Raw genomic sequence first — 22,497 nt, 5'->3', positions numbered from 1 at the left:
GGCATCCCTCCGGAATAACGGGATCATCAAGCACCGAACGAATAGTATTCCGAGCGCCAGAGGTACCGAGCAAACTCGCAGGTTTTATCAGGAATGAACGGTGATTACCGATGAAATCAAGCACTACAACATGCGTTTTTTGCGTTTCTAATGATACTCGCAGGCCCCGGCCTAACTGCTGTAAGAAAAGGATTTTCGATTCTGTGGGCCGCGCCATTAATACCGTATCTACGGCGGGAATATCTGTTCCTTCATTGAACAAATCTACTGAGAAAATAACCTCTAAATCGCCGCTTGCCAGCTGCTGTAACGCTTCATTTCGGCGCATTTCTGAACCACTATACACCGCTACGCAACGCACTCCTCGAGATGAAAAATAGTTCGCCATATAATCAGCGTGGCGTTTCGAAATACAAAAGCCTAGTGTTCTGGTTTGCCGGTGTTGAAGCCAGTGGTCATAAATGTGCTTCGCACGTTTAATGGTTGCGAATGCGGTTTCTAATGCACGGGGATCAAACTTACCGCTACGCCAAGGAATCTCCTGATAATCAACATCCGCATCGTAAACACCATAGTAATGAAACGGTACTAAAAGCTGTTGCTCAATGCCGTTCACCAAATTGCGTTCAAACACTAAGTTGTTATCGCACAAACTCAAAATATCGGATTGATCTGTGCGCTCAGGCGTTGCGGTTAATCCGAGCAGAAACTGTGGCGTAAAGTAGCTTAAAAGCTTTTGGTAACTTTGAGCTGTAGCATGGTGAAATTCATCTACTACTACATAATCAAAGTGCTCGCGGTGGAAACCTTTAAGGTGAGCTAGCTTGCCAAGCGATTGCACCGATGCAAACAGAAAATCAGCCTCAAGATCTTTGTTATTGCCGTTATAAAAGCCAATGCTTTTCTTCGGAAACAAGGCACTAAAAGTGCGCTGTGCCTGTAACAGGATCTCTTCCCGATGAGCAACAAACAACATCGTTTTTGCTTTTATTTGCTGCACATCAAAGGCCGCCAACCAAGTTTTGCCCATACCCGTTGCCATTACTACTAGGCCCCGTTGATTGCCTGCTAAGCGCGTTTCTTGAAGTGCTTGCAGTGCTTCCGTTTGTGCTTCATTTGGGCTCAAGGGCTCTGCAATGATTTCTTCTTCGCCACCAAGAACTGTAATTAGCGGAGCATTCTGCTGAGTAACCTCTTCAAACCGTTGCGTATATTTCTCAATTTCTTCACGGGTAAGCAAATGTGCTTCTGGGGCCTCAAAAACCAACGCAAAACTACGTTGGATATGCTCGAATTCAGCTAATGATTCCGGTGAACTGGATAATAAATCAAAACGTAAGTTCCACTCTAAGCCAGATGTTAAGGCACTTGCACTCAAGTTGCTTGAGCCAACAAATGCACTACCTGCTTCCGCAGCTTTCTTCCCACTATCTTCGCGCACGAAAATGTATGATTTCAGGTGAAATGCCTTACGTTCACTGCATTTGTACAGCTTTACCTCAGCACCACGCTGTTCAAGTAGCAATAGCATTCGTAACGCTTGTGGGTGAGTAATATAAAGGTAATTAGAGGTCATGATGCGCACCGAGGCACCATTGTTTAATGCATCAATAAGCGGTTCAAGCAATAATGAAACGCCCGAAGGCTGAGCAAACGAAACACAGATATCAATCGCGGTAGCATGATTAATGGCATGCACGAGTTTAGGCAGTAATGGATCTTTCTCTGTGCCCGTGGTGAGCAAGTATCCCTTTGCTAATTCCAATCGTTATTCTCCGCTCTCGTGTTGCGGTGATTTAACCAAAATCGCATTCAACCACTGCTCATGCTCGCGGCCTGGCCGAGCATCGCCAGTAATCCATGTTTTTTGAATCGTTAAGTTCGTATTCTGTAGCACATTGGCTAGTAGTACTTCATTCAGATTGGTGAAGCGGCGGCCTCCGCGCTCTAATTCGTTATCGCCATACTTAAACGAACAGTAAAACACCCCTTGAGATACCAACTGCGCAGCCAAGTGAGAGAACGTGCTGGGTAATTCAGCAAGCGGCACATGCAGCAACGATGCGCAGGCCCATATTGCTGCTACGGGTTCTGTGGCCTGAAATTCGGTGAAGGTGCATTGCAACGCATTGGCGCCCAGCCGCTGTTGTGCAATGGCAATCAGGGCTTCACTGGCATCGAAGGCTGTAACTTGAAAGCCTAGCGCTTGAAACGCCAGCGCATCGCGGCCTGTTCCGCATCCAGCATCAACAATGTGTGCACCCTTTGGAATCAGTGGCACGAACTCAGCATATAGCGCCGACATATCTACTTCTGCGGTATCGGCATGAAAAGCGGCGGCATTGGCGTTGTAATATTGCTTACTCATCATCGGTGCGCGCCTGAACGTAAAACTCGCCATGCTCGCCTTCGAATACCACTAGTTCTATCGGCTGGCAGCAAATTTGGCAATCTACAATCTGCTGCTGACCAATATCATTAATGGGGTCTATTTCTAGCGAGTTTGGTGCCATGCAATATGGGCAACTAAACTCTTCTTCATAGGCAAAGCTCATAACATCACAATACCTTAAATTGCTCCGGCCGATAACAACTTCCGTTTCATTGTTCATTCCCCATGTTTGTTATCGAAGAATTTATAAGATAGTAGCGATCCTTCTTGGGCGATAACAGTAAAACTATGTTAATAATTATTTCTCCTATTCATACAATGAGGAAGAAGCTTGTGCGCCGTATCCATATTTTGCTGCTTAGCTTAGTTTTTTTAGTTTTCGGAAGTGCTTCAGCTTCTGAAAGCCTTGCACAACCCGTAACCTTTCAAGCGCTACTAGAACGCTCAACAGCAAGCCCCGATAGCATGGTGCGCTATGGTGGCGAAGAGCCACAGTTTATTGAGCTGTATATTCCCGCAGCGGCTAATACGCCGCCGCCATTAATCGTGTATTTGCACGGTGGCTGCTGGTTAAATAGTTTTGCCGTAGATCATGCGCGGGGTTTTGCCGAAGGCGCGCGCAACGCAGGCTTTGCGGTAGCCTTGGTGGAATACCGCCGGTTAGATGATGAAGGGGGCGGCTGGCCTGGCACCCTAAACGATATTGAGCGCGCAATCGAAGCACTTGCTGGCAACCAAAGCGGCGATTATAACGCTGAGCAAATTACTCTTGTTGGCCATAGCGCCGGCGGCCACTTGGCGCTACTCGCGAGCCAGCCTGAGCGAAGTTTACCCATTAACGCGGTGGTTGGCCTAGCGGCAATTACTGATATTGCAGCCTATGCGGCCGGCGAAAGCGGCTGCCAACAATCGGCCGCTCGCTTTATCGCTACCTCACCAAGCGATGATGAGGCTATGAACCCGGTGGCTATCGAGCGCCACGCTGAGGTTATTTTACTCCGCGGCGAGAACGATACTATTGTTGGCCGCGAACAACTGCAGCTCGATAACGCCCAAGTAATCCACATCGCAGAAGCCGGACATTTTGATCTAATTCATCCAGATACTCCCGCGTTTTCGCTCGTTTTACGCTTACTCCAACACCTGCATTCTGAACATACGCCCATAGTGAGCGAGGAATAACCATGCCACATCACCAACATCCACACGATCCTCTTGCACACGTGCGCTCGAAGTTTCATATTCCGGCCAACACCATTTACCTCGATGGCAATTCGTTAGGCTTGCTCAGTGAAAATGTGCGGGCGCGAGTTGCAGAAACCATGCAGCACCAATGGGGCAACGATGTAATTACCAGCTGGAATAAGCATGGCTGGATTAACTTACCGTTAACCGTGGGCGATAAAATTGGCAGTTTAATCGGGGCGCCTGCCGGCACCACCCTATGCTGTGATTCTATTTCCGTGAACCTGTTTAAGATTCTTTGTGCAGCATTACAAATTAACAGCGGCCGCACCGAGGTGCTTTCTACCGAAGATAACTTTCCTACCGATTTGTATATGGTGCAGGGTTTGCAGCAATTGCTCGGCGAGCGCTGCACCTTACGGTTGGTGCCCGAGCATGAACTGTTAGATGCCATTAGCGATAAAACGGCTGCGGTACTGGTAACAGAAGTGAATTTTCGCACCGGCCGTAAATTACCGCTGGCCGATTTAAGCGCACGCGCTCGTGCACAAGACGCACTTACCATTTTGGATTTAGCCCACAGCGCCGGCGCATTTCCCGTACAGCTGCTCGAGCACGATATCGATTTTGCGGTTGGCTGCACCTATAAATATCTTAATGCGGGGCCAGGCGCACCAGCATTTTTATATGTGGCACCCAAACATTTGCAGCAGCGCACAACCCCCCTGCAACCGTTATTTGGCTGGCTTGGCCACGCCGAACCGTTTGCGTTTACCGCGGAATATGCGCCAGCACAGGGTATTCGCCAGTTTCTTACCGGCACACCGCCAATACTTGCATTGGCCGCAGTAGATGCAGCACTCGATGTGTTCGCCGATATTGATATGGCCGATGTAAGGCAGAAATCGATTGGGTTAAGTGAATATTGGCTAGAACGCATGGCCGCCGAAGGGTTACTCGATATCATGCCGAGCATTTCGCCAGCCAACCCCGAGCAACGCGGCAGCCAGCTCGCATTTCAGCATGAACATGCATACGCCGTTTGCCAAGCATTAATCGCCGAGGGTGTAATTGCTGATTTTCGCGCACCAGAATACCTGCGCGTTGGTTTTTCAGCGCTGTATAACACCTATGCAGAGATTGCAGCGGCCGTAGCAAAACTCGCCGCCATAGTGCATGAGCGGCGGTATGAGCGGGCTGAGTTTCAAGAGCGCAGTGCAGTAACTTAAAAAATGCTTTTCCAAAAGCTAAGCCATTCGGTTAATAATGCTCTCAAATTCGCGTACTACGTGCAGTTGCTGTTCAGCCATTTGCTTGAAGTGTTTGCTGATGTTCGGATGTTCCAACACGCGTTGCCAAAAATCCATTGCTGCAGGGTACGCAACCTCCCAATACAGCCTAGATATCGCCGAACTGATGCGAATTTGGTAAGGCTCCACAGGCAAATCGCCCGAGCTTTTCGGGGAGTAATGCATCGGTAACATATCGTAGATTGGTGCAAGCTCAAAAGGCCGGCCCCCCATATTCACAGCCGATATATTCCCGAGATGCATATCCGAATTTGCTATGAGTTGCCCAAACGCCCAGGCAACCTTGCAGCGAGTGACCGCCATTTCTGTGAGCACTTTTTCTTGATGCAGCGCATCCGCTATCACGGGCCAAGGTTCATTTGCTTTGCCTACGAACTCGGCATCCAAACTTGCGAAAGAGATTACACCAACACGGCCACCTTGTGCCGTTCGATCAAAACGCTGGGAAGCGAGCAAAGTACGCTGGTTCGCTGTAAAGCTTCGATTTGCCGCGGCAATGCTAGGCAATGCCTGATTAAGTGTTGTTGCCGCAAGCCATTCCGCGTGAAGTAGATCAGCCCAGCGATTTGCCACAGAATCAACTTCAACTTGAGCAACTCGGCCAGAAAATTTAATGATGCATTCACCCTCTGCAAGCCGCGCGGTAAACTTGGGTTGTTCACCTTGCGCTGAAGAATCAAAATGCTCTCCACGGGCAATTGCTTCAGCTTTCTCACCTGCTTCTGCATCACTGCAAAGTGGAGATCGCGTGGTTCGCAACCAGCGCTCGTAAGCTTCGTTACCAACCAGCAAGTTGCCAACATGATCCTGTGGATATTTAGCCAGAATTGCCAAGATAGTATCTTCACTCCAGGCTGCCGGATTAGCATCAACCAGCTCACCAGCGCTTCGTAATTGATAAGCAAATGAACGGCCTAGAAAACCCTGCGGGCGCATATCGGTGAGCCACCACGGCAACGATTCATAAAAATCCCACTCTGTAGTAGGTTCTGCCATATGGTTAGCAACTCGAAAATATTCCACCAAATAGGAATCATAAGGGTATACCACATGGAGGTGAGCAATTTTCTCTGCATCTCCATCGCTATTAACGCGATAAATTGGCAACATGCTCACGTTATCCAAAAGCGGGAGTGTGCGCGGAAGGTACCAACGTATTGCACGGCCAGCTCCGGCTCTTACTACCTCAGAACTCATGGTATTCAAACGACGAGTAATTGTGGTTGGGTTAACCTCAAAACGCCGCGCAAGCTCAGAAGCCGACATCGGCCCCGCCTTCAATGTTGATATTATGTGATCACTTTGAATTCCATACGTTAAATCCGCATACTCACTAAAAAACCCCTAAAAATAAACTTATTTGCAGCTTATATCGCAGTACATAAAAGTAATTTACTCATTGTTATATAACATTTTTATAATTAATAGAGCGCATTTCGCAGTGATTTATGCATTGATTATATATATCTGTTTGGATGTTATAACAGATTACAATAACATTTACGAATTCAGGCTCTATCAAAGAGAAATAGGCTGAACCCGTAACCGTTACTCATCGTCGGTGCGCGCATGGACATTATTACTATTATTGTTTTAACGGGGATTACTAACGTCACTTTTACTGAAGACACTTGGTTACACACCGCCAACTTTTAAAAATCAAGGCCGCAGTTGCGGCCTTGATAGCTTTCTCTACCATGATATTGCTATTTACTACCAACGAAAACGCACCGCAAAGTTACGTTGGCCGCGATTCAGGTTTACCATAATGATATCGCCAGCCTCCAAAGGTTCAGCTTCTACCGAGAGAAACTCCTCGTTTCGTATCCAGTTATGTTGCGTTCGCTCGCCTTGAGCCAATATGGTTATGGTACCCGTGATATTCGTTAAATCGTATGCGGTGCCGTGATCTCGAATATATAATTGTAATTCGTTATTCTCGCTTACTAACTCAAACGCGAGATGATGGGCTTCTTGAACTTGGCCGCCGTGCTGTGGTTCAAGTTCATTATCTGCCGATGCAACAAAGCTTACTAAACAAAATAACGATGCGAATACTAATTTTAAATATTTCATGCTAAGCCTCCTCAGGCATTATTGAACAGATTTTGATTTCTCTAAAATAGACAAAACGGCTCTTTGGGTAGGTTGTTTGCCAACGAGCCAAAATAGCAGTGGTGTGAGCAGAATATCGAGCAACGTTGCCGATATTAATCCTGAAAAAATGATTACCGCAACAGGGTATAAAATCTCTTTACCCGGTGCATCTGCAGATGTTAACAGTGGAATTAACGCACAGGCTGTTACTAGCGATGTCATTAACACCGGTGTTAAACGTTCTAAAGAACCACGGATTATCATCGCTTGGGTGAATTTTTCTCCCTCATGCGCGCACAAGTTTATAAAGTGGCTCACTTTCAATATGCCATTCCTGGCTGTCATTCCAGTTAACGTGATAAAGCCAACAACAGAAGCCACCGATAACGGCAAATGCAATAGCCACATTGCTGTAATCGCACCGATCAGCGCCATAGGAATGGTTCCCATAATTACAGCCACCAAACGCCAACTGCGATATTTGCTGTATAGAATAAAAACGATACTCAGCAACGAGAGCGTTCCGAGCAGGAACAGTAAATTCATTGCTTCTTCTTGCGCTGTAAATTGCCCCTCAATGGTAATAAACCCATCTTCAGGCTGTTGCACATCGGCTACTACCGAGCGCACCTGCTCAAGTAAATGTTGCACATCCACATCTGTGGTGTTCGCATACACAACTAACCGCCGCCGCCCGTTTTCTCGCAAGTATTGATTCGGCCCATCGGTGAGCTCGATTTCCGCAAGTTGCGCAAGTGCAATCGGCCCCTCATTGGTATCAATGAAAATACCCGCTAATTGCTCAGGTAACCGCCAACTATCTTCCAGCCTTATCACCACAGGATAACGGCGAATGCCCTCGACAATTTCACTCACCACTCTACCCTCGGTTAGCGTTTGCAAATCACGCATTAGCTGCCCGGGCGATACCCCATAGTGAAATAGCGCTTCGGGTTTAGCACGCACTGTAAGTTGCGGAATGAGTACTTGTTGCTCAACCGTTATATCTACTAGCCCCGGAATAGCTTGCATGCCCGCCCGAAGCTCTTCTGCAGTGCCTCTTGCAGAGAGCATATCATCGGAAAATATTTTCACTGCCAGCTGCGCACGAACCCCCGAAAGCATATGATCTAGGCGGTGAGATATCGGTTGGCCAATCGTTACTTGCCCCGGCACAACCAACAACCGTTCCCTTATATCGGCCAACACTTCAGCTCTGCTGCGTTCAGATGGTTGTAAATCAACATCAATTTCCGCTGCGTGGATTCCCTCAGCATGTTCATCTTGCTCAGCCCTACCTGTGCGCCTTCCTACTTGGGTAATTTCAGGAACTTTTAGGAGTTGTTCTTCCGCAAGAGCGCCTAACTGATTCGCTTGCTCCAGCGACGTTCCCGGTTGCAATAACAGCCCTAGCACTAAGTTCCCTTCATTAAACTCGGGCAAAAATGCGCGCGGCAACAGCGTAACACTTGCCGCAGATATCAAAGCAACGGTAACTACAGCAATCACAAGCTTGCGGGCGTGCGAAAACGCCCAAACTAGCCAGCGCTCAAGCCCAGTTTTCAGCCATCGAACCAAAGGAGAATCGCCACGATCTAGCCGCCGCATTTTCGGCAGTAAATAATAACTAAGCACCGGCGTTACCGTGATTGAAACTAAAAGTGAAGCCAAAATAGAGATAATGTAGGCAAAACCCAGTGGCGCAAATAAACGCCCTTCAATACCGGGCAAAGCAAACAAAGGTACAAAAACTAACACTACAATAGCTGTTGCATTCACTATGCCGGTGCGCACCTCAACACTGGCTCGCCACACCACATCAAAAACCGTGTGGGGCTTTTCAGCTGTTCTATTTAGCCGCAAACGCCGCAAAATGTTTTCTACATCAACAACCGCATCATCAACCAACTCGCCAATGGCAATTGCCAAGCCGCCGAGTGTCATTACATTAATTGTTTGCCCTAACCAATTAAACACAAGTACAGTGATCGCTAGCGAGAGCGGTATGGCCAATAGCGAGATCAGTGTGGTTCGAAACGACAACAAGAACGCAAAAAGCACAATAACAACCATAATCGCGCCATCACGCAGCGCTTCCGTAACGTTCGATACCGAGGCTTCAATAAAATCGGCCTGCCGGAATAGAATAACCGGTTCTACCATTGTGCTTGGCAAACCCGCCGCCATTTCGGCGAGCGTTATTTCAATTTGCTCGGTTAAAGCAACTGTGTCTGTTTCGGGCTGTTTTTGCACGGTTAACACAACCGCAGGTTTACCGTTATAGCCAGCATCACCGCGTTTCTCTGCCGCCGCATAACTCACCGAAGCAAGCTGCTGCAATGCAATGATTTCATTATCGCGTTGCACAATTGGAAGTTTGCGTAATGCATCAAGATCCAGTGTTCTGCTTAAATGCCGAATCAGATACTCGCGCTGATAGATATTAACAAAACCCCCACCGAGATTAACCGCATAATCTTCAAGTGCATGAGTAAGTTCCGCAAGCGTTACATTATGCTGGTTCATCTGGTACGGGTTCGGCTCAACTCGAAGTTGCCGAACTTCACCGCCGATAGAAACCACTTGCGAAACACCGGGCACTGCTAGCAAGCGCGGCCGCAACACAAAATCGGCATACTCACGCGCAGCCATGGCTGTATTTGTTTGGCTATCTGCTTGCTGGTAGGGCAGCGCGATGAGCATAATTTCGCCCATAATCGACGATATAGGCCCCATGTGGGGAATAACGCCAGCAGGTAGTTGATTCGCAGCTTGAGTTAATCGCTCGGATACCAATTGCCTGTTTCTGTAGATATCCGTATCCCAATCGAACTCTACATAAATAATTGATAGCCCCACCCCCGAAGTAGAGCGAATGCGGCTCACTCCTGCAATTCCATTTAGCATCGTTTCGAGCGGAAATGTTACCAAATCCTCTACTTCGTTAGGTGCCATGCCACCGGCTTCGGTTAATACGGTAACAACCGGCTTGTTCAGGTCTGGGAATACATCAACGGGTAACTCGCGCCCTATTAATGTGCCGTAAACGATAATGCCGAAAGCTATTAATAATACAAAAAAGCGCTGCTTTAGGCTGGCCTTAACTAGATACGTAAACATTCAGCCCCCTAACGGATTTGTTGAATAATAGCAGCACCGTGATCAACCACTCGGCTATCTTCACTAAGCCCCTCAGTGATTAAATACCGTTGCGTATCGAGGCGAACAATACTTACGCGTTGCGGCACAAAGCGTTCTGCGCTCTCTTTAATCCACACTACAGTTTGATTGTTTTGATCTCGCACAACAGATCGTGCTGGAATCGCAATTCCCTGCATTTCCGCATCATGATGCACAACGAGCTGAGCTAAACTACCGATGGCAATCGGCTCATGGTTAGTTGCAATGTTGGCCTGTATTGCCGGCAAACCATTCACCAAGAAGGGTAACGTACCGTTAATTGCGATTGATGCCCCGGGAAACCCTATCAGTTCAGCACTTTTCATTGGCGCACTCAGGGCCGTATTCAAGGGCGCAGCGCCGAACCTAACTCCCTGCAACTGCACATTCGCCATATCAATAATGGTAAACAAATGAGCTTCTTCGCTTACTCGGCTTCCTGGATTGATTTCCACGTGAGTAACAATGCCGCTGATGGGCGCCGTAATAAACTCCGGCGTTTCCAAGCCTTGTTGTAATTCTCTTTCTTGTTCTTTTGCGCGAGCAATTTGGATTTCCAAAATCTCTATTTCGCGTGCGCTCACCGAATCTTCAGCACGACGATTTAATTCACTTAACCAGTTCAGTTCACGTGCAAGCAAATCAATAGATGTTCGAACTTCAATCAGCTCACTCAACTGAGAAGCTTGTTCAAAGGCACTATCCTGATAGGTTACGGCACCCAACACTTGCCCGGCTTCAATACGTTGCCCAACCGATACGAAGCCGCTCTCAGGGGCAACGAAAACACCACGGCTGCGGCTGAGCACTCTGCTATAAGATTGCGGATTTGCTTCAATTCGGCCCTGCCAGTAGCTTCTTTCTGGATGTAAATCAACAACAGTAAGCTGCGTAGAAATAAGCAACGCTCGTTGTTGCGCCATTGCTATTTTCACGCTGCCATCAGCCTGCAAGCCAAAATCACCGCCTACTGCAGCGCCAACTGATAAATGTTGCCCATCGGGCCCATGTGCTCCGGGAGCAGCAGCGCTGATTACAACCAATGTAAATGAAAGGAAGCAGGCGAAAATTAACGTTACCGTTAGTGCTCTCATTATAATTGCCCCCGCTTTCTCGTTAGTTTGCCACCGAAAAAGCTCAGAAGCGCCACAATCAATATAAGAGAAAGCCAGCCCCATGGCGCATGGTTGTGATCATCTTCGTGCGCATGATCATGCTCATGGTTGGCTGCATCACGAAACACAGCAAACGCCAGCATATCCATATCGGTTGCAGTGATAACTAGCATAACCAAGGCATGCTCACCGGGAGCTTGCAGAGCAGAAACGATTTCCGAGTTATCTAGGCGATAAGCTAACACATCGTGATCAAAGGCCGCAGTTTCTGAAAACGATCCGAGTTCAATATACAGCTCTGCATCATCCACAAACTTATTGGTAGCATAATCGGCCAAAAAAATGAGTAGGTGATCAGAGTGCACTTCGATAACAGCTTCAAAAAGCTCAGTAGAGGCTTCCGCTCGCTCTGGCACATCAATGGTTGTAACGGGTAACTCTGCGTGAACGCCGTCGGCTAATACTATCGGTGTAAACAACAAAGTGAACCCAATAGCTACAAAAGCCAAAGGGCATAGAAATATATTTCGCATATTTATTCTCGTCAGAAACTATTAATTTATCGCTAACCGCGACACTAAGCTGAACAGACGATTATGCTTTGGGAGGGCGCCGAAAACCTTCTAGAAATGGATGATTCCACTTTTCTAAAGGCATAGCAGGGGAATAAAACTTTGGCATTAATACACGGGTATCATCGCTTTTTGAGGCTATAAAAATTGGAGATGCGCTGAGCTGTTCACCTACCAGATGGTGATAACCCTCTGCAGTTTCCGAAATTTCTACGTGCAGCCCATGATGCTCATGAGGCACCGTGTCTCGGTGAAGTTGTTGGTGCGAAGCTTCCATCGTAATCGATGCTGTTGCATGCGACACGCTAACGCCAGCTGAAAACAGCTGTATCGCTAGAATAACCAAAAACAAAGACAACAATGATTTTCGCATAACGCCCACACTTAAAAGCAAGTGAGATTAGGCTAACACGAAGCTACCTATATTCGCCAGCAATCTCTGAAAAAGCATATCAGGAAAAAGCCAGTAAGAGCTTTGTGCAGCGCCTATTTTCCGGAAACGTAACTCCACTTGTTGCTCACTTTGCCGAAAAAGGCGAGCTCAGCGATAAGGATATTGCTGAACTGAAAGCGTTCATCGAAAAACTCGAGGATCGCCAGCATGATTACTTGATGCTTTATAACTGCTTTTGCTGTATTTATTCATATTTCTTTCTGCGATCACGGCGGTGATAGAAAAATATCGCTCATATTGGCAGAGTACTGCAGTGCAAAGTTCTTTAAATGCGCATCTCCGTTGCCAATTAAGCAATTAAACACGATGTAGGAATACAATTTTTCTACTTCAATTTGGCTTTTGGTATATATGAGCGTTGCTTGCAGGAGTGCTTCATAGCTTCCCGAGTATTTTGCGTCTGGGTCGTTGGGCTTTTTCATCAACGTAGTAAAATCTTCATACCCCAACCGAACACCAGTATCGGTGCGATCAAATCGCTCAACCACGTAGTGTTCTAAATTCTCAGATAAATAGGTTTTTGGTGGCTCAAGCCCACACCAACGTGCCGCCTCCATGCAAACAAATATCACTTTGGTAACACAACGTTCCAATGCCCTGATCACCTTGCAGCGCGAGCAAATACATATCATCTACTTTGGCATAACGGGCGAGCTTTTCAGCAATAAAACGGCGATTAAAGCCCTCTGGCAAGTTTTGTGAAAATATCGGATGCAATGCGCCAGAAGAGTATCCATCGAGCCCCTTTCGGGTCATTGTGAGCGATACATGTAGCACTTCTTGAGTGGGCTGAAAATGATGAACAGAGCCATGTGTTAATAGACCTACTTCAGTATCACCAACACACACGGTGATACTGCTTACTTGGCTGGGCAATTGTAAGTTTTTACTCTCCGTGTTACTCATGCATCGTCCTCTGTAAACAGCGTATCAAGCTCATCCCAATCTGGTAAACGATGCTTCTTATCCGACACCTCAAACTGCAAACCAACCGCATCTAAAACACGCTCAAGAATATCGAACGATCCCGTAAAACGGCCATTCTCAATTTCAGAGATCGTCGATTTGTGAATACCAGTAATCCCTGATAGCGCTTGCTGTGTATAACCAAGCGATCTTCTGTTCGCGCGTATCGCACTGCCTATTTGAATTCGAGTTGCCATTTCGCCACCTTAATGTTCGCTTATTAGCAAACATAGCAGCTCATTATTCATTTATTTGCTATATGGCGAACTTTTATTGTGGTTGAAGAATTAGGTTAAACTCTCGGATTGCAGTATAATAATTGAACCGTGAAGCGTAATTGCTTCAGTAGTGGTTAATTATCGATTTGTAGGCGGAGAAGTGCTTAAGCCAAAAATCATCGTTCCAGAACGTTTTATCCATCAGCAGTTCATCTCCCCAGGTGCCGAATTTGGGGTGCTATGTTGGAATGCGCAAAAACTTACCCAAACGCTGAAATTTCAACTCGCGCTCGCACGGGTGCTGGAACAATTCCCCAGCTTGTTTTTATTACTGCAAGAAGCCAAGTTAGCTTCACAAAGCGATTGGCACCTTCCGCATTGGTCTTATGCGCTCGCGCCCAACATACAAACGAAACGCTCCAATTACGGTGTTTTAACCGCCAGCCAGTATGCATTTACTGAAGCTCTGCCGCGCCTTTCTCGCCATCGAGAGGGTATGTTTGCTACCCATAAAAGCTACATGCTCTCGTATCATCCACTGCCAGATAATCAATCATTACTGATCGTGAATGTGCACGCCATTAACTTTGTAAGGGCAAGCCACTTTCTGCGTGAAATCGAGTTACTTAGAGAAGAACTCCTACACCATAAAGGCCCACTTATCGTGGCCGGCGATTTTAATGTGTGGAATCGGCAACGGCGTTTGCATCTGCTCCGCTTCTGCCGCAGCGTAGGCTTGCGCCAAGCAACCATGTTCGATGCCCAGCACATTAAAAGCTACCGCGAGCACCCACTAGATTTTATCTTTTATCGCGATCTTGGGTTGAAAGAGGCTACCGCCATCAACACCACAACGGTATCCGATCATAACCCCATTTACGCACGATTTGTGTTGTGAAAAAGTTTATGGGTTTACCGGTTCTAGTGCTCATACGTGGCTACCCGAGGCCCTTGTAGGGCGCCGATTCGGCGATAAATTCGATGGGTCTGGCTCCGAAATTAACCTCGTAGCAGTGTTTCACGATAGCGAATTCGCCAATAAAGATTTCGGTATCACCGCACAGCAAGCAGCTGCATCGGGGTTAAGTGAAACTCGTATGAGTAGTGGGTTCCGTTCTATTGGCATCGATTACAGTTATCGCCATAGCATCAACAAAAACTGGCAGATTTTCGGTGAAGTTCTGTATGAGCATTTTAGTAGCGACGTTCGCAAAAGCCCTATCGCTCGCAGTAATTACGAGGCAGAAGTGGGCATAGGGTTTATTTATATATTCTAGTTTGGTTAGGATTGTATTATTCAATGGGCGGGATAAAGTTCTCCCGCTCATGTACCTAAATTAAGCTTCTCATTAAATGGTTCAACTCCAGCAATCTAACGTACTAAAACAGACTTTAAATCCTTTTGCAGTAGGATATATTAAGCTTTTCCGCCTAAATCACTAAAAATCCTAACAAGCAGTGATTTTATTAAAATAATGAGCTAAAATCTATTAAATCATCCATTAATAGGATTAAAGTATGGCGCGTCGTGTTGTTGCTACTCCTAAGCCCAACCCTTCTCAACCTGCGGATATGGCGCTGCTAGGTGCTGTTGTTCGTTACAGAAGAACAGGCTTGAATATAACCCTAGAGGATGCCGCCGCACTTTGTGGAGTATCGAAACAGGCCTACAACAATGTTGAACTAGGTTCTGAAAACATAAAAGTTGAAACACTGTTCAAAGTGCTTACTGCATTTGGTATTTCATTGCGTGTAACCGATTTAAGTGGTGGCAGCGATGAATGGCTCTGAGGCTGCACCACAAATCACCATTTACGCACAAGAGTATCCAGTAGGAACGCTCACGTTTCCGCAACCTCAGCGTTGTGAGTTTATATATGCTGATACCTGGGTTAAAGCAGGCTACCCTATCTCACCTCATCTTTCTTTTTCAGGCGAGTTCTCTGCGCAAACCGTTGTGCGTTTTATCCGCAACTTATTCCCGGAAGGGGATGCCTTTGATCGCCTGTTAGAAGCAGAGAATCTCTCGAAAAATAATATTTATGCGATTTTGCGAGCCGTAGGCAGCGATACCGCAGGTTTGCTTACTTTCTCGGAGAGCCACAGTGAAGCTGAACGCGCAGTTCTCCGGCGCGTAACCGATCATGAGCTTGCCGATCGCTTACGTCACCAGAAAGACATGACCTACTGGGATGGCAAATACCGCCTTTCGCTTGCGGGTGTTCAGAACAAATTGAATGTGTATATCAATGATCAAGATGAAATTTTTCTCGCAAGTGGCACTTATGCAAGCACCCATATTCTGAAGTTTGCTTCAGCCAAGTATCCTTCAATTGTTATAAATGAACTCTTTTGTATGCGCCTCGCCGAAGCAGTTGGTCTTCCTTCTGCGCCAGTACGCTTGCGCAAATTTGATGAGTTCACAGCGCTTCTGGTGCAACGCTTTGACAGAAAAACGATAGAGAATGGTGTGCGAAAACGCCATATTATCGATGGTTGCCAGGCCCTCGATATGCCCCCAGAAAACAAATACGAGCAAAACTTTGGTAGTAGCCGGGATGTGCAACATATTCGTGATGGTGTGAGTTTACCGAAACTGTTTCAGTTTGCCGATTCTACAGCGGTTCCCATACAAAGCCGACAACACATGATTGATTGGGTAATATTCAATATCATCATTGGTAACAGCGACGCGCATGGCAAGAACATAAGCTTCTATGTAGGGAAGCGAGAAGGAATTACGCTTGCCCCATTTTATGATTTAGTGAGTGTGGTTTATGAAGCGCAACAACAGCCGAAGCTAGACACTAACCTTGCGATGGCCATTGGCGATAGCTTCGAGATATCCAACATTACTGCGTACGATTTGCTCACATTTGCTGCTGAAACATCGGTTGAGGCGAATTATTTAAAGCGGCGCATTGAACGTATTTGCAACCTTGTTGATACTCGCACTGCAGAATTGGATTTTTCTCTGGAGCATTTAAACGAAGATCAAGCTGCTCATGCAGTAGCGTTAAAGCAACTAGTTCTGAATCGCGCCGCAACATTGCTTACAGAAACACGTTTATTTGCACAGGTGCGGCGGGAAGGTTTTTAAGTTTAAAGAACTCCTAAACACCTGAAAGAGCTCGCGCTTTCAGTTATTAGGCACCTATCACCGAGAACGCCTGAAACAACTCATCGGGCAAAGGTTGTTGCAGCCTCCACCATTCGGCATGATCCTGAAATCAAATCAGCCGCAAGTCCGGCCCTTGCTTATGAGGGTTCGGAAAATCGCCTTCTTTGGTGCCAGAGATTGGCACATTACAGAGCCCCTTCGCATAGCGATATAAACTGTCATCTAGAAACCGTTCAAACGGCACAAACTCGGCACCTTTGCGGCGTTGTTTACTCACTCGTTTGGTTTCCTGATTAAGCATTTCACAAAAGCGCCAGGCGTGCTTGCTATCAAAAAAGCGTGGTTTAACATCTCGTTTGTAGGCTTCTAACCAAAGTTTGGCATCGCCCAAGTGGCCGTTAATACTCATATCCAAGTTACGATGGCACTCGGCTGTTGGCTTTGCAATGAACTGCCGCACAACTTCAGCTATTTGTTCATCCGTTCGCACAAAACCGCCCATACGGAACCAAGCCAACATGTGCTCCAGCCAGAGCATATCAAAGTCGCTTAAAATCTCGCTCCAATCGGGCTTTAAAGTGTAAGGCATAACAACGCTGTAACGGCTGTAAGATTCCATTGCAAAAACCAACCAGCAGAATTCATCACGCACAACATGAAATTGCCAGCCGCATTGCACACTGTTGGTTACTAAGGGCTGGACACCAGGATTTTCACCATTGGCATCAGTGAGCCTTGGCAAATCGAGCTTACATAGCTTGGCGAGTTGATTTGAGATACTAAACATTAGTTTCATGATATGCCCCGGCAACTCTATAAAAGCAGCCTATGAATAGCTATCCGATATTCTGAATCTGCTTGTTGACTATCACTTGCTAATCCTTATATTTCAAAGGCTTGAATGCGATACTCGCATTGAGTAAAACAATGCACTCACCGCTATACTCACCAGTCAGTTTATTGCTGGAGTTCAGCGGAAACGATCTAGACCTCTTACTTAAACTCCTCAAGCAACACTCTCTCAATGTCCTCAATAAAGCTTTTCTCTTTTTCTAAGAGGGCATTAACCGCTTGTTCCAAAGCGTCATGCGAGTCGTATTTGTCGTCCATTATATCAATTTTATGGCTATGAGAGTGCACCGTACTCCATTTTGTACCCGAAGGGTTTGTAGTGGCATAGTTAATTTGGCCACCTAATTAGAGGTGTTATCATACACCACATAGACAATTAGGTGACGTAATGATGGATGGTAACAAACCAAAGGTGGGCGAATCCCGCTCTCACAATAGGGTCGATATCACTGTGCTGTGGGCTGTTGAACCAACGAATAAACTGATCAAGCTCGTGTTCGATAACAGCGCGAGGCGGCGCTTCGAAATGCACATTAGGCCGCTGCAGAGGCCCCGATACAATTCACCCGCCGCGTGGTTCGAGAGTGAGCCGATTAACTATAATATTCGGCTCACTATATGAGCCAAATAATAAGTGGGGATGGCTCATTGTGCAAACAGCAAAGACCGATTGGTGCCGGACATGAGCATGCTCAGAGGTTCTTTGTTCTTAATACCGGTAAGCCGTTTAAGGTTATCCGTATTTAACTTCTTTTGGAGACCAGCAAAACCAAGAGAATGAGTGTCGCAGTTCTCAACCTTAGCGTTTATTTGTTAGAATGCCAGCCTGAAACTAATGATGGAAAAGCATTTATGGCTCAGCTCGGTAGGAACGACCCATGCCCTTGTGGTAGCGGTAAAAAATTCAAAAAATGTTGCATGAATAGCGTTGGTAAACAAACCAATGAAATTCGTGATGCGCTAGAACAAACGCTTGCGATGAATCCGAATTTATCCATCGATGAGCTTAATTTAGTGGCCGAGCGTATGATGCACGACAGGAATAACAAACCCGTTGACGATTTCTGTGGCATTTCACCCAACCTGATGCAGAATTGGCTCTATGCGCCGTTCAATTCGCTGCAGGGCATAAAAATAGATACCCCCGCAGATTTCAGCACCAGCCCCGTAATGCGTTACTTGGAATTGATGATTAATGCAGCCATGGAAAACGATGGCAAGTTTAAAGCGACGTCGAAAGGGAATTTACCCACTTTTATTGTGAAACAAGCCTCCGAGCTTTGGCCAGAGCTACCTACCTCCGATTACCCCACGCATATCAGTATCAGTGAATTCGCGGGTGCAAACGAAGACAAGTTCAACGCCCTGCACTACACTCGAATTATCGCAGAGTTAGCAGGCATTATTTACCGCCGTAGCGGCTACTACCATGTAAAAAAAGACGCGCAAAAGCAGTTCTTAAAACATGGGCTAAGCGCATTTTTTATGCCCATGTTGGAGGTTACAGTGAATCGCTACAACTGGGCATACTTCGATAGCTACGGTGAACACATCGATATACGCCTATTTTGGGTGTTCATGCTTTGGCGCATCCAAAAACACAGCTCGCTCAACCAGTTAGCTACAGAAACCGCCACTGCGTTTCCAGATATCTTGCCTCTAATTCCGCAATCACAATACACCACCGTTGAACGCACATTCAGCCATATCATTGAGATTCGTTTTATTGAGCGCTTCTTGCAGTATTGGGGCTTTTTGAAAGCCTCCCCTGGGCGTTATAGCCCGGAAGGCGAAACGCCTTACAGCGTGGAACTGCAACCCATGTTTAAACAAACCTTTGTGTTTGAGGTTTAGCCACGAATTACTTAAGCTACATCCGAAATTCGTTGCCCCCACCGTTACTAAACAATGCGCGGCGAACTTCGGTAAACAGTTTCACAAGTGTATTGCTTAAATACGCCTGAAATTTGCTTTTACCCAACGTACGGTCATAAACGTCGGTTGGTAAAAAGCGTTGCATTTCATTCACGAAGTTATCACTCTGAACCAGCTGCGGTAGGCGTTGAATAAGATCGTTCAACATCGCTTCGTAGTCATTTAGTTTATAGTCAACTAGCTTCTGCTGCACCAAGTCAGTATTTAACTTGGCGCCTTGTTGAAGTAACCATGGCAAATCCCAAATATCCCGATTTCGCGTATATTTTTTGGTAGCAGCTAAGGACACAATCTTGTCTGCCATAATTTCGTCTAGCGACTCAGTCATTACAAGTAAATCGCTATAGCCACTTGGCAAAAACTGATAGTTTGCCTGCAGCGCTAAAGGTTGCTTGGTATATGCCGGCACATTCGCAACCTCAAGTTTAATGCGTTGCTTTGGCAAGCTTTTGTTTTCGGGTGCAGTTACGACCGCAATCTGCCATTTTTCAATTCGCAACTCAGCGTAGGTGGGTTCGGCCTTCAGTTCGTTAGGTTCTTTTACTGTTACTTCAAGGCCGTAGCGATTGCCAATGTAGGTTTCAATACAAGCCTTCATCTCAGCTAGTTGCGACGAACTAAAGTCATAGCCACCAGCGAAGTCTAGATCTTCACTGAAACGGTTTCCGCCATAACATAAGCGTAGCGACGTGCCACCTTGAAAAACGAGAGAGTCAAGCAGCCCTGCCTGTTCAAGTGCATAAAGAATATCGTAATGCAGCAGTTCTTTCTCAACTACGGCCCGCATATGGCTCACATGTTGGTCGGCCATGGCGCGCTCAACAAGCTGTAAAAAGTTTTGCTTATCCATGGTCATTTAATACCTCAGTATCAACTAAATGCAGATTGCGGCCAACCTGTTTTAAGTCACGATAGGCGGCAGCCTGCGTGGCGAGCCGAAGCGGACGACCAACTTCAACGGAATTATCCAAAATATCGATAACGTCGCGCTTGGTATGGGTAAATTCGATAGTACCAAAGGGCGTTTTAAATTCACCTGAACGGCCGGTGGTCATTACCGTTAACCGATCAATTGGAATTTGTGAAATAGCACCGTATTCTGACAACGCAGACTCAAGGCTGACATAGTTGTATTCACCGCGTCGAATAGCACGCGCCACCAGTTCTAGCGTGCTACTACCCTTTGAACGTGCCGGCATGTAGACAAAAATACCATTACTCGCCCGCACCAAAATGCCGTCTTTAATTAGCCGTTTAATACCAGCGCGCAAATTTGCTTCACTGTCTTCATGAAAAATTTTTCTGAGATCCGACAACGCATAAACGTAACGACCTTGTTTGTCGAAATCAGATAATTTTCGAATAGCGTCGAGTTGCTTCATCTCACTTGGTTCACACTAATAGTAACTTTTATTACCATTAGTGTAGACCCGTTGCGTTCTTGTGGCAATATAGTGTTACATTAAGACTGGTATGTTGGCACAAACCTTTGTGTTTGAGGTTTAACCTCGAATTACCGAAAAGGCTTGGAAGAGTTCATCGGTGAGGGGTTCGCGCAGTTGCCATGTGATGTTCATTGGTTGCGAGCCATGGTAACTCACAAAATCAACCGGACCGCAGGCGCGATAAGGGCTTTGCTTGTTGAGGCGCACGAAGAGCTGAAATTGCCAGCCGTTTTGCGCCTGTTCAATGTAACGCCTACCTGTGGGTGTATTCGGCCGCGTTGTCGCTTGGGATTGCCAATGGAACAGCGAACGGCTTATAGCATAATCGTCATACGCCACACCTTCATGAAGTGCCTCGGATTTGTCGAGCGTTACGAACAGTAATTCAGTTTTTTGCTCATTCAACCGCAGTACACCTGCCTGAAATGGCGATGCTGTGGTTTCTGTGTAATAACCAATAGCGGCGAGTATTTCCCGAATATTATAGGCACTGTGTAACCTCAAAGCCGTTTCGCTTAAACCCGGAAGCCGCACATATACTCTGCTAGTGCGGGCATCTAAGTAATCAGCAAGCTCTACTAATTCATTACATATTTCCGGTAATGCAGCCAATCGCTTCATCACGCTTGCAATGGTAAGTGCACCACTGCCACCAGCTAGCTGATAACACAACATGAGCAAGCGCGTTTTATTTTCTGCAGTAACTTCTAGCTCTCCAAGGCTGGCACCCATGGCTCTCATAACATTGAGTTGCTCTACATCATCTACATGCAAAAGCGCTGCGAAGCGGCGGCTAAAATACCGTTCTTCTTCAAGAAGTTACCCGTGGAATTACCCACAAAATCAATCACCAAGCAGCTTTCTTTGCCTTCATGCAAACGGAGCCCACGGCCAATTTGCTGTTGAAAAAGCGTGGCGCTTTGGGTTGGCCGCAACAACAGCAAGGTATCAACAAAAGGCAAATCCACCCCTTCGTTATACAAATCAACGGTTACCAATACGTTTATTTCGCCGCGCTGCAACATGCGGGGCAGCCCTTCACGCTCAGTAGCCGTTGCTGCGCCGGTGATTAAAGCGGCTTTGATACCCGCGTTATTAAACATTTCCACCATAAACTCGGCGTGGGCAATGGTTACGCAGAATGCCAAAGCACGGCATTCTTCGATATTGCTCACCAGCCCCTGCCACGCATTCACAATGGCTTGTGCACGCACATGGTTGCCCGTTAACACTGCATCTAACGCACTAATCTCGCCTGCTTGCCGCCAAGGAACATCGCGGTAATCGATATTGTCGGCACAGGCATAGTATTCAAAAGGCGCCAGCAGTTGCTGATCAAGCGCATGCCAAAGGCGTAACTGTGCGGCCGGCGAGCCGTCAGGCCGCATATCGAAGTGAGTGAAAATGCTTCTATCATCGGAGCGCTCAGGGGTAGCAGTAAGCCCAAGTAAATAGCGCGGCTGAATAGCATGGGCAAACTTAGTAAAGCTCATAGCGGCAATGTGGTGGCACTCATCGATCACCACCACGCGCCAATAATCGGCCCCATATTGCTTAATCAGATTCTGACTCAATGCACTTTGAATAGTGGTAAACACATGGGCATAACGGCTTGGTTGATGCTGCCCCGAAAGAAGTTCACCAAAATTACCGTC

Annotated in this window: 25 protein-coding genes; 8 read left to right on the top strand and 17 right to left on the bottom strand. The window is 46.7% G+C overall.

Annotated features, from left to right (window positions below):
* From ACNA7P_RS09875 to ACNA7P_RS09865, 3 genes are all read right to left on the bottom strand, one after another.
* On the bottom strand, positions 1–1,765 hold a 1,765-nt coding region (locus tag ACNA7P_RS09875), incomplete at its 3' end, for a DEAD/DEAH box helicase family protein (protein ID WP_416258464.1).
* Positions 1,766–1,768: 3 nt separating this feature from the next.
* Complete coding sequence (locus tag ACNA7P_RS09870) at positions 1,769–2,371, bottom strand: class I SAM-dependent methyltransferase (protein ID WP_416258463.1); 603 nt, start codon at positions 2,369–2,371, stop codon at positions 1,769–1,771.
* A complete protein-coding gene (locus ACNA7P_RS09865; protein WP_416258462.1) occupies positions 2,361–2,555 on the bottom strand; it encodes a CPXCG motif-containing cysteine-rich protein in 195 nt (64 codons plus the stop codon). The genes ACNA7P_RS09870 and ACNA7P_RS09865 overlap by 11 nt, the downstream gene beginning before the upstream one ends.
* A 170-nt stretch (positions 2,556–2,725) precedes the next feature.
* On the opposite strand from ACNA7P_RS09865, the gene ACNA7P_RS09860 reads away from it, so the two are divergent.
* On the top strand, positions 2,726–3,574 hold the full coding sequence (locus ACNA7P_RS09860; RefSeq protein ID WP_416258461.1) for an alpha/beta hydrolase: 849 nt from the start codon (positions 2,726–2,728) through the stop codon (positions 3,572–3,574).
* Between the two features lie 2 nt (positions 3,575–3,576).
* Positions 3,577–4,806, top strand: a complete 1,230-nt coding sequence (gene kynU / locus ACNA7P_RS09855; protein WP_416258460.1) for a kynureninase — start codon at positions 3,577–3,579, stop codon at positions 4,804–4,806.
* 18 nt (positions 4,807–4,824) lie between these two features.
* On the opposite strand, the gene yjjJ is transcribed toward kynU, so the two are convergent.
* From yjjJ to ACNA7P_RS09825, 6 genes are all read right to left on the bottom strand, one after another.
* Positions 4,825–6,177, bottom strand: coding sequence for a type II toxin-antitoxin system HipA family toxin YjjJ (gene yjjJ / locus ACNA7P_RS09850; protein ID WP_416258466.1), 1,353 nt, complete (start codon positions 6,175–6,177; stop codon positions 4,825–4,827).
* Positions 6,178–6,600: 423 nt separating this feature from the next.
* Complete coding sequence (locus ACNA7P_RS09845; protein ID WP_416258459.1) at positions 6,601–6,963, bottom strand: hypothetical protein; 363 nt, start codon at positions 6,961–6,963, stop codon at positions 6,601–6,603.
* Between the two features lie 18 nt (positions 6,964–6,981).
* On the bottom strand, positions 6,982–10,104 hold the full coding sequence (locus tag ACNA7P_RS09840; protein WP_416258458.1) for an efflux RND transporter permease subunit: 3,123 nt from the start codon (positions 10,102–10,104) through the stop codon (positions 6,982–6,984).
* A gap of 8 nt (positions 10,105–10,112) precedes the next feature.
* Positions 10,113–11,258, bottom strand: a complete 1,146-nt coding sequence (locus ACNA7P_RS09835) for an efflux RND transporter periplasmic adaptor subunit (RefSeq protein WP_416258457.1) — start codon at positions 11,256–11,258, stop codon at positions 10,113–10,115.
* Entirely contained in the window at positions 11,258–11,812 is a 555-nt protein-coding gene (locus tag ACNA7P_RS09830) for a hypothetical protein (protein ID WP_416258456.1), read from the bottom strand. Before ACNA7P_RS09830 ends, ACNA7P_RS09835 begins: the two co-directional genes overlap by 1 nt.
* A 61-nt stretch (positions 11,813–11,873) precedes the next feature.
* The gene (locus ACNA7P_RS09825; RefSeq protein WP_416258455.1) at positions 11,874–12,224 is read right to left on the bottom strand and encodes a hypothetical protein; all 351 of its coding nucleotides are present in this window, start codon (positions 12,222–12,224) and stop codon (positions 11,874–11,876) included.
* 26 nt (positions 12,225–12,250) lie between these two features.
* On the opposite strand from ACNA7P_RS09825, the gene ACNA7P_RS09820 reads away from it, so the two are divergent.
* Positions 12,251–12,523: a BlaI/MecI/CopY family transcriptional regulator gene (locus ACNA7P_RS09820; protein WP_416258465.1), complete on the top strand. Its 273-nt coding sequence runs from the start codon at positions 12,251–12,253 to the stop codon at positions 12,521–12,523.
* Here the strand turns inward: ACNA7P_RS09820 and ACNA7P_RS09815 are convergent.
* Genes ACNA7P_RS09815 through ACNA7P_RS09805 form a run of 3 tightly spaced genes read right to left on the bottom strand, consistent with a single transcriptional unit; the run spans position 12,512 to position 13,468 of the window.
* The gene (locus tag ACNA7P_RS09815) at positions 12,512–12,862 is read right to left on the bottom strand and encodes a HipA domain-containing protein (RefSeq protein ID WP_416258454.1); all 351 of its coding nucleotides are present in this window, start codon (positions 12,860–12,862) and stop codon (positions 12,512–12,514) included. The genes ACNA7P_RS09820 and ACNA7P_RS09815 overlap by 12 nt on opposite strands.
* A complete protein-coding gene (locus ACNA7P_RS09810; RefSeq protein WP_416258453.1) occupies positions 12,834–13,211 on the bottom strand; it encodes a HipA N-terminal domain-containing protein in 378 nt (125 codons plus the stop codon). The genes ACNA7P_RS09815 and ACNA7P_RS09810 overlap by 29 nt, the downstream gene beginning before the upstream one ends.
* The gene (locus ACNA7P_RS09805) at positions 13,208–13,468 is read right to left on the bottom strand and encodes a helix-turn-helix domain-containing protein (protein ID WP_416258452.1); all 261 of its coding nucleotides are present in this window, start codon (positions 13,466–13,468) and stop codon (positions 13,208–13,210) included. The genes ACNA7P_RS09810 and ACNA7P_RS09805 overlap by 4 nt, the downstream gene beginning before the upstream one ends.
* A gap of 181 nt (positions 13,469–13,649) precedes the next feature.
* Here ACNA7P_RS09805 and ACNA7P_RS09800 point away from each other — a divergent pair, with 181 nt between their 5' ends.
* The 4 genes from ACNA7P_RS09800 to ACNA7P_RS09785 all read left to right on the top strand — a co-directional run bounded on the left by ACNA7P_RS09800 (position 13,650) and on the right by ACNA7P_RS09785 (position 16,589).
* Entirely contained in the window at positions 13,650–14,387 is a 738-nt protein-coding gene (locus ACNA7P_RS09800) for an endonuclease/exonuclease/phosphatase family protein (protein ID WP_416258451.1), read from the top strand.
* Positions 14,377–14,766 carry a MipA/OmpV family protein gene (locus tag ACNA7P_RS09795; RefSeq protein ID WP_416258450.1) on the top strand — a complete coding sequence of 130 codons (390 nt, stop codon included), beginning with the start codon at positions 14,377–14,379 and terminating at the stop codon, positions 14,764–14,766. The genes ACNA7P_RS09800 and ACNA7P_RS09795 overlap by 11 nt, the downstream gene beginning before the upstream one ends.
* Positions 14,767–15,007: 241 nt before the next feature.
* Positions 15,008–15,280 carry a helix-turn-helix domain-containing protein gene (locus ACNA7P_RS09790; RefSeq protein WP_416258449.1) on the top strand — a complete coding sequence of 91 codons (273 nt, stop codon included), beginning with the start codon at positions 15,008–15,010 and terminating at the stop codon, positions 15,278–15,280.
* Positions 15,267–16,589, top strand: coding sequence for a HipA domain-containing protein (locus ACNA7P_RS09785; RefSeq protein WP_416258448.1), 1,323 nt, complete (start codon positions 15,267–15,269; stop codon positions 16,587–16,589). The genes ACNA7P_RS09790 and ACNA7P_RS09785 overlap by 14 nt, the downstream gene beginning before the upstream one ends.
* A 130-nt stretch (positions 16,590–16,719) precedes the next feature.
* Here ACNA7P_RS09785 and ACNA7P_RS09780 read toward each other — a convergent pair whose 3' ends face one another.
* On the bottom strand, positions 16,720–17,406 hold the full coding sequence (locus tag ACNA7P_RS09780) for a hypothetical protein (RefSeq protein WP_416258447.1): 687 nt from the start codon (positions 17,404–17,406) through the stop codon (positions 16,720–16,722).
* A 908-nt stretch (positions 17,407–18,314) separates the two neighbouring features.
* Between ACNA7P_RS09780 and ACNA7P_RS09775 the strand changes: the two genes are divergently transcribed.
* Positions 18,315–19,316, top strand: a complete 1,002-nt coding sequence (locus ACNA7P_RS09775; protein ID WP_416258446.1) for an SEC-C metal-binding domain-containing protein — start codon at positions 18,315–18,317, stop codon at positions 19,314–19,316.
* A gap of 16 nt (positions 19,317–19,332) precedes the next feature.
* Here ACNA7P_RS09775 and ACNA7P_RS09770 read toward each other — a convergent pair whose 3' ends face one another.
* The 4 genes from ACNA7P_RS09770 to ACNA7P_RS09755 form a co-directional block, all read right to left on the bottom strand.
* Entirely contained in the window at positions 19,333–20,247 is a 915-nt protein-coding gene (locus tag ACNA7P_RS09770) for a nucleotidyl transferase AbiEii/AbiGii toxin family protein (protein WP_416258445.1), read from the bottom strand.
* A complete protein-coding gene (gene abiEi, locus ACNA7P_RS09765) occupies positions 20,240–20,779 on the bottom strand; it encodes a type IV toxin-antitoxin system AbiEi family antitoxin (protein WP_416258444.1) in 540 nt (179 codons plus the stop codon). Before abiEi ends, ACNA7P_RS09770 begins: the two co-directional genes overlap by 8 nt.
* Positions 20,780–20,899: 120 nt before the next feature.
* Complete coding sequence (locus ACNA7P_RS09760) at positions 20,900–21,583, bottom strand: DUF3427 domain-containing protein (protein ID WP_416258443.1); 684 nt, start codon at positions 21,581–21,583, stop codon at positions 20,900–20,902.
* A gap of 23 nt (positions 21,584–21,606) precedes the next feature.
* Positions 21,607–22,497: DEAD/DEAH box helicase (locus ACNA7P_RS09755; RefSeq protein ID WP_416258442.1), on the bottom strand; the 891-nt coding region annotated here is incomplete at its 5' end.

This window comes from Aliidiomarina sp. (genome assembly GCF_047920995.1).
Classification (GTDB): Bacteria; Pseudomonadota; Gammaproteobacteria; order Enterobacterales; family Alteromonadaceae; genus Aliidiomarina.
The sequence above is the reverse complement of the archived record's forward strand: the minus strand, read 5'-3'. Positions and strand labels throughout refer to the sequence as shown.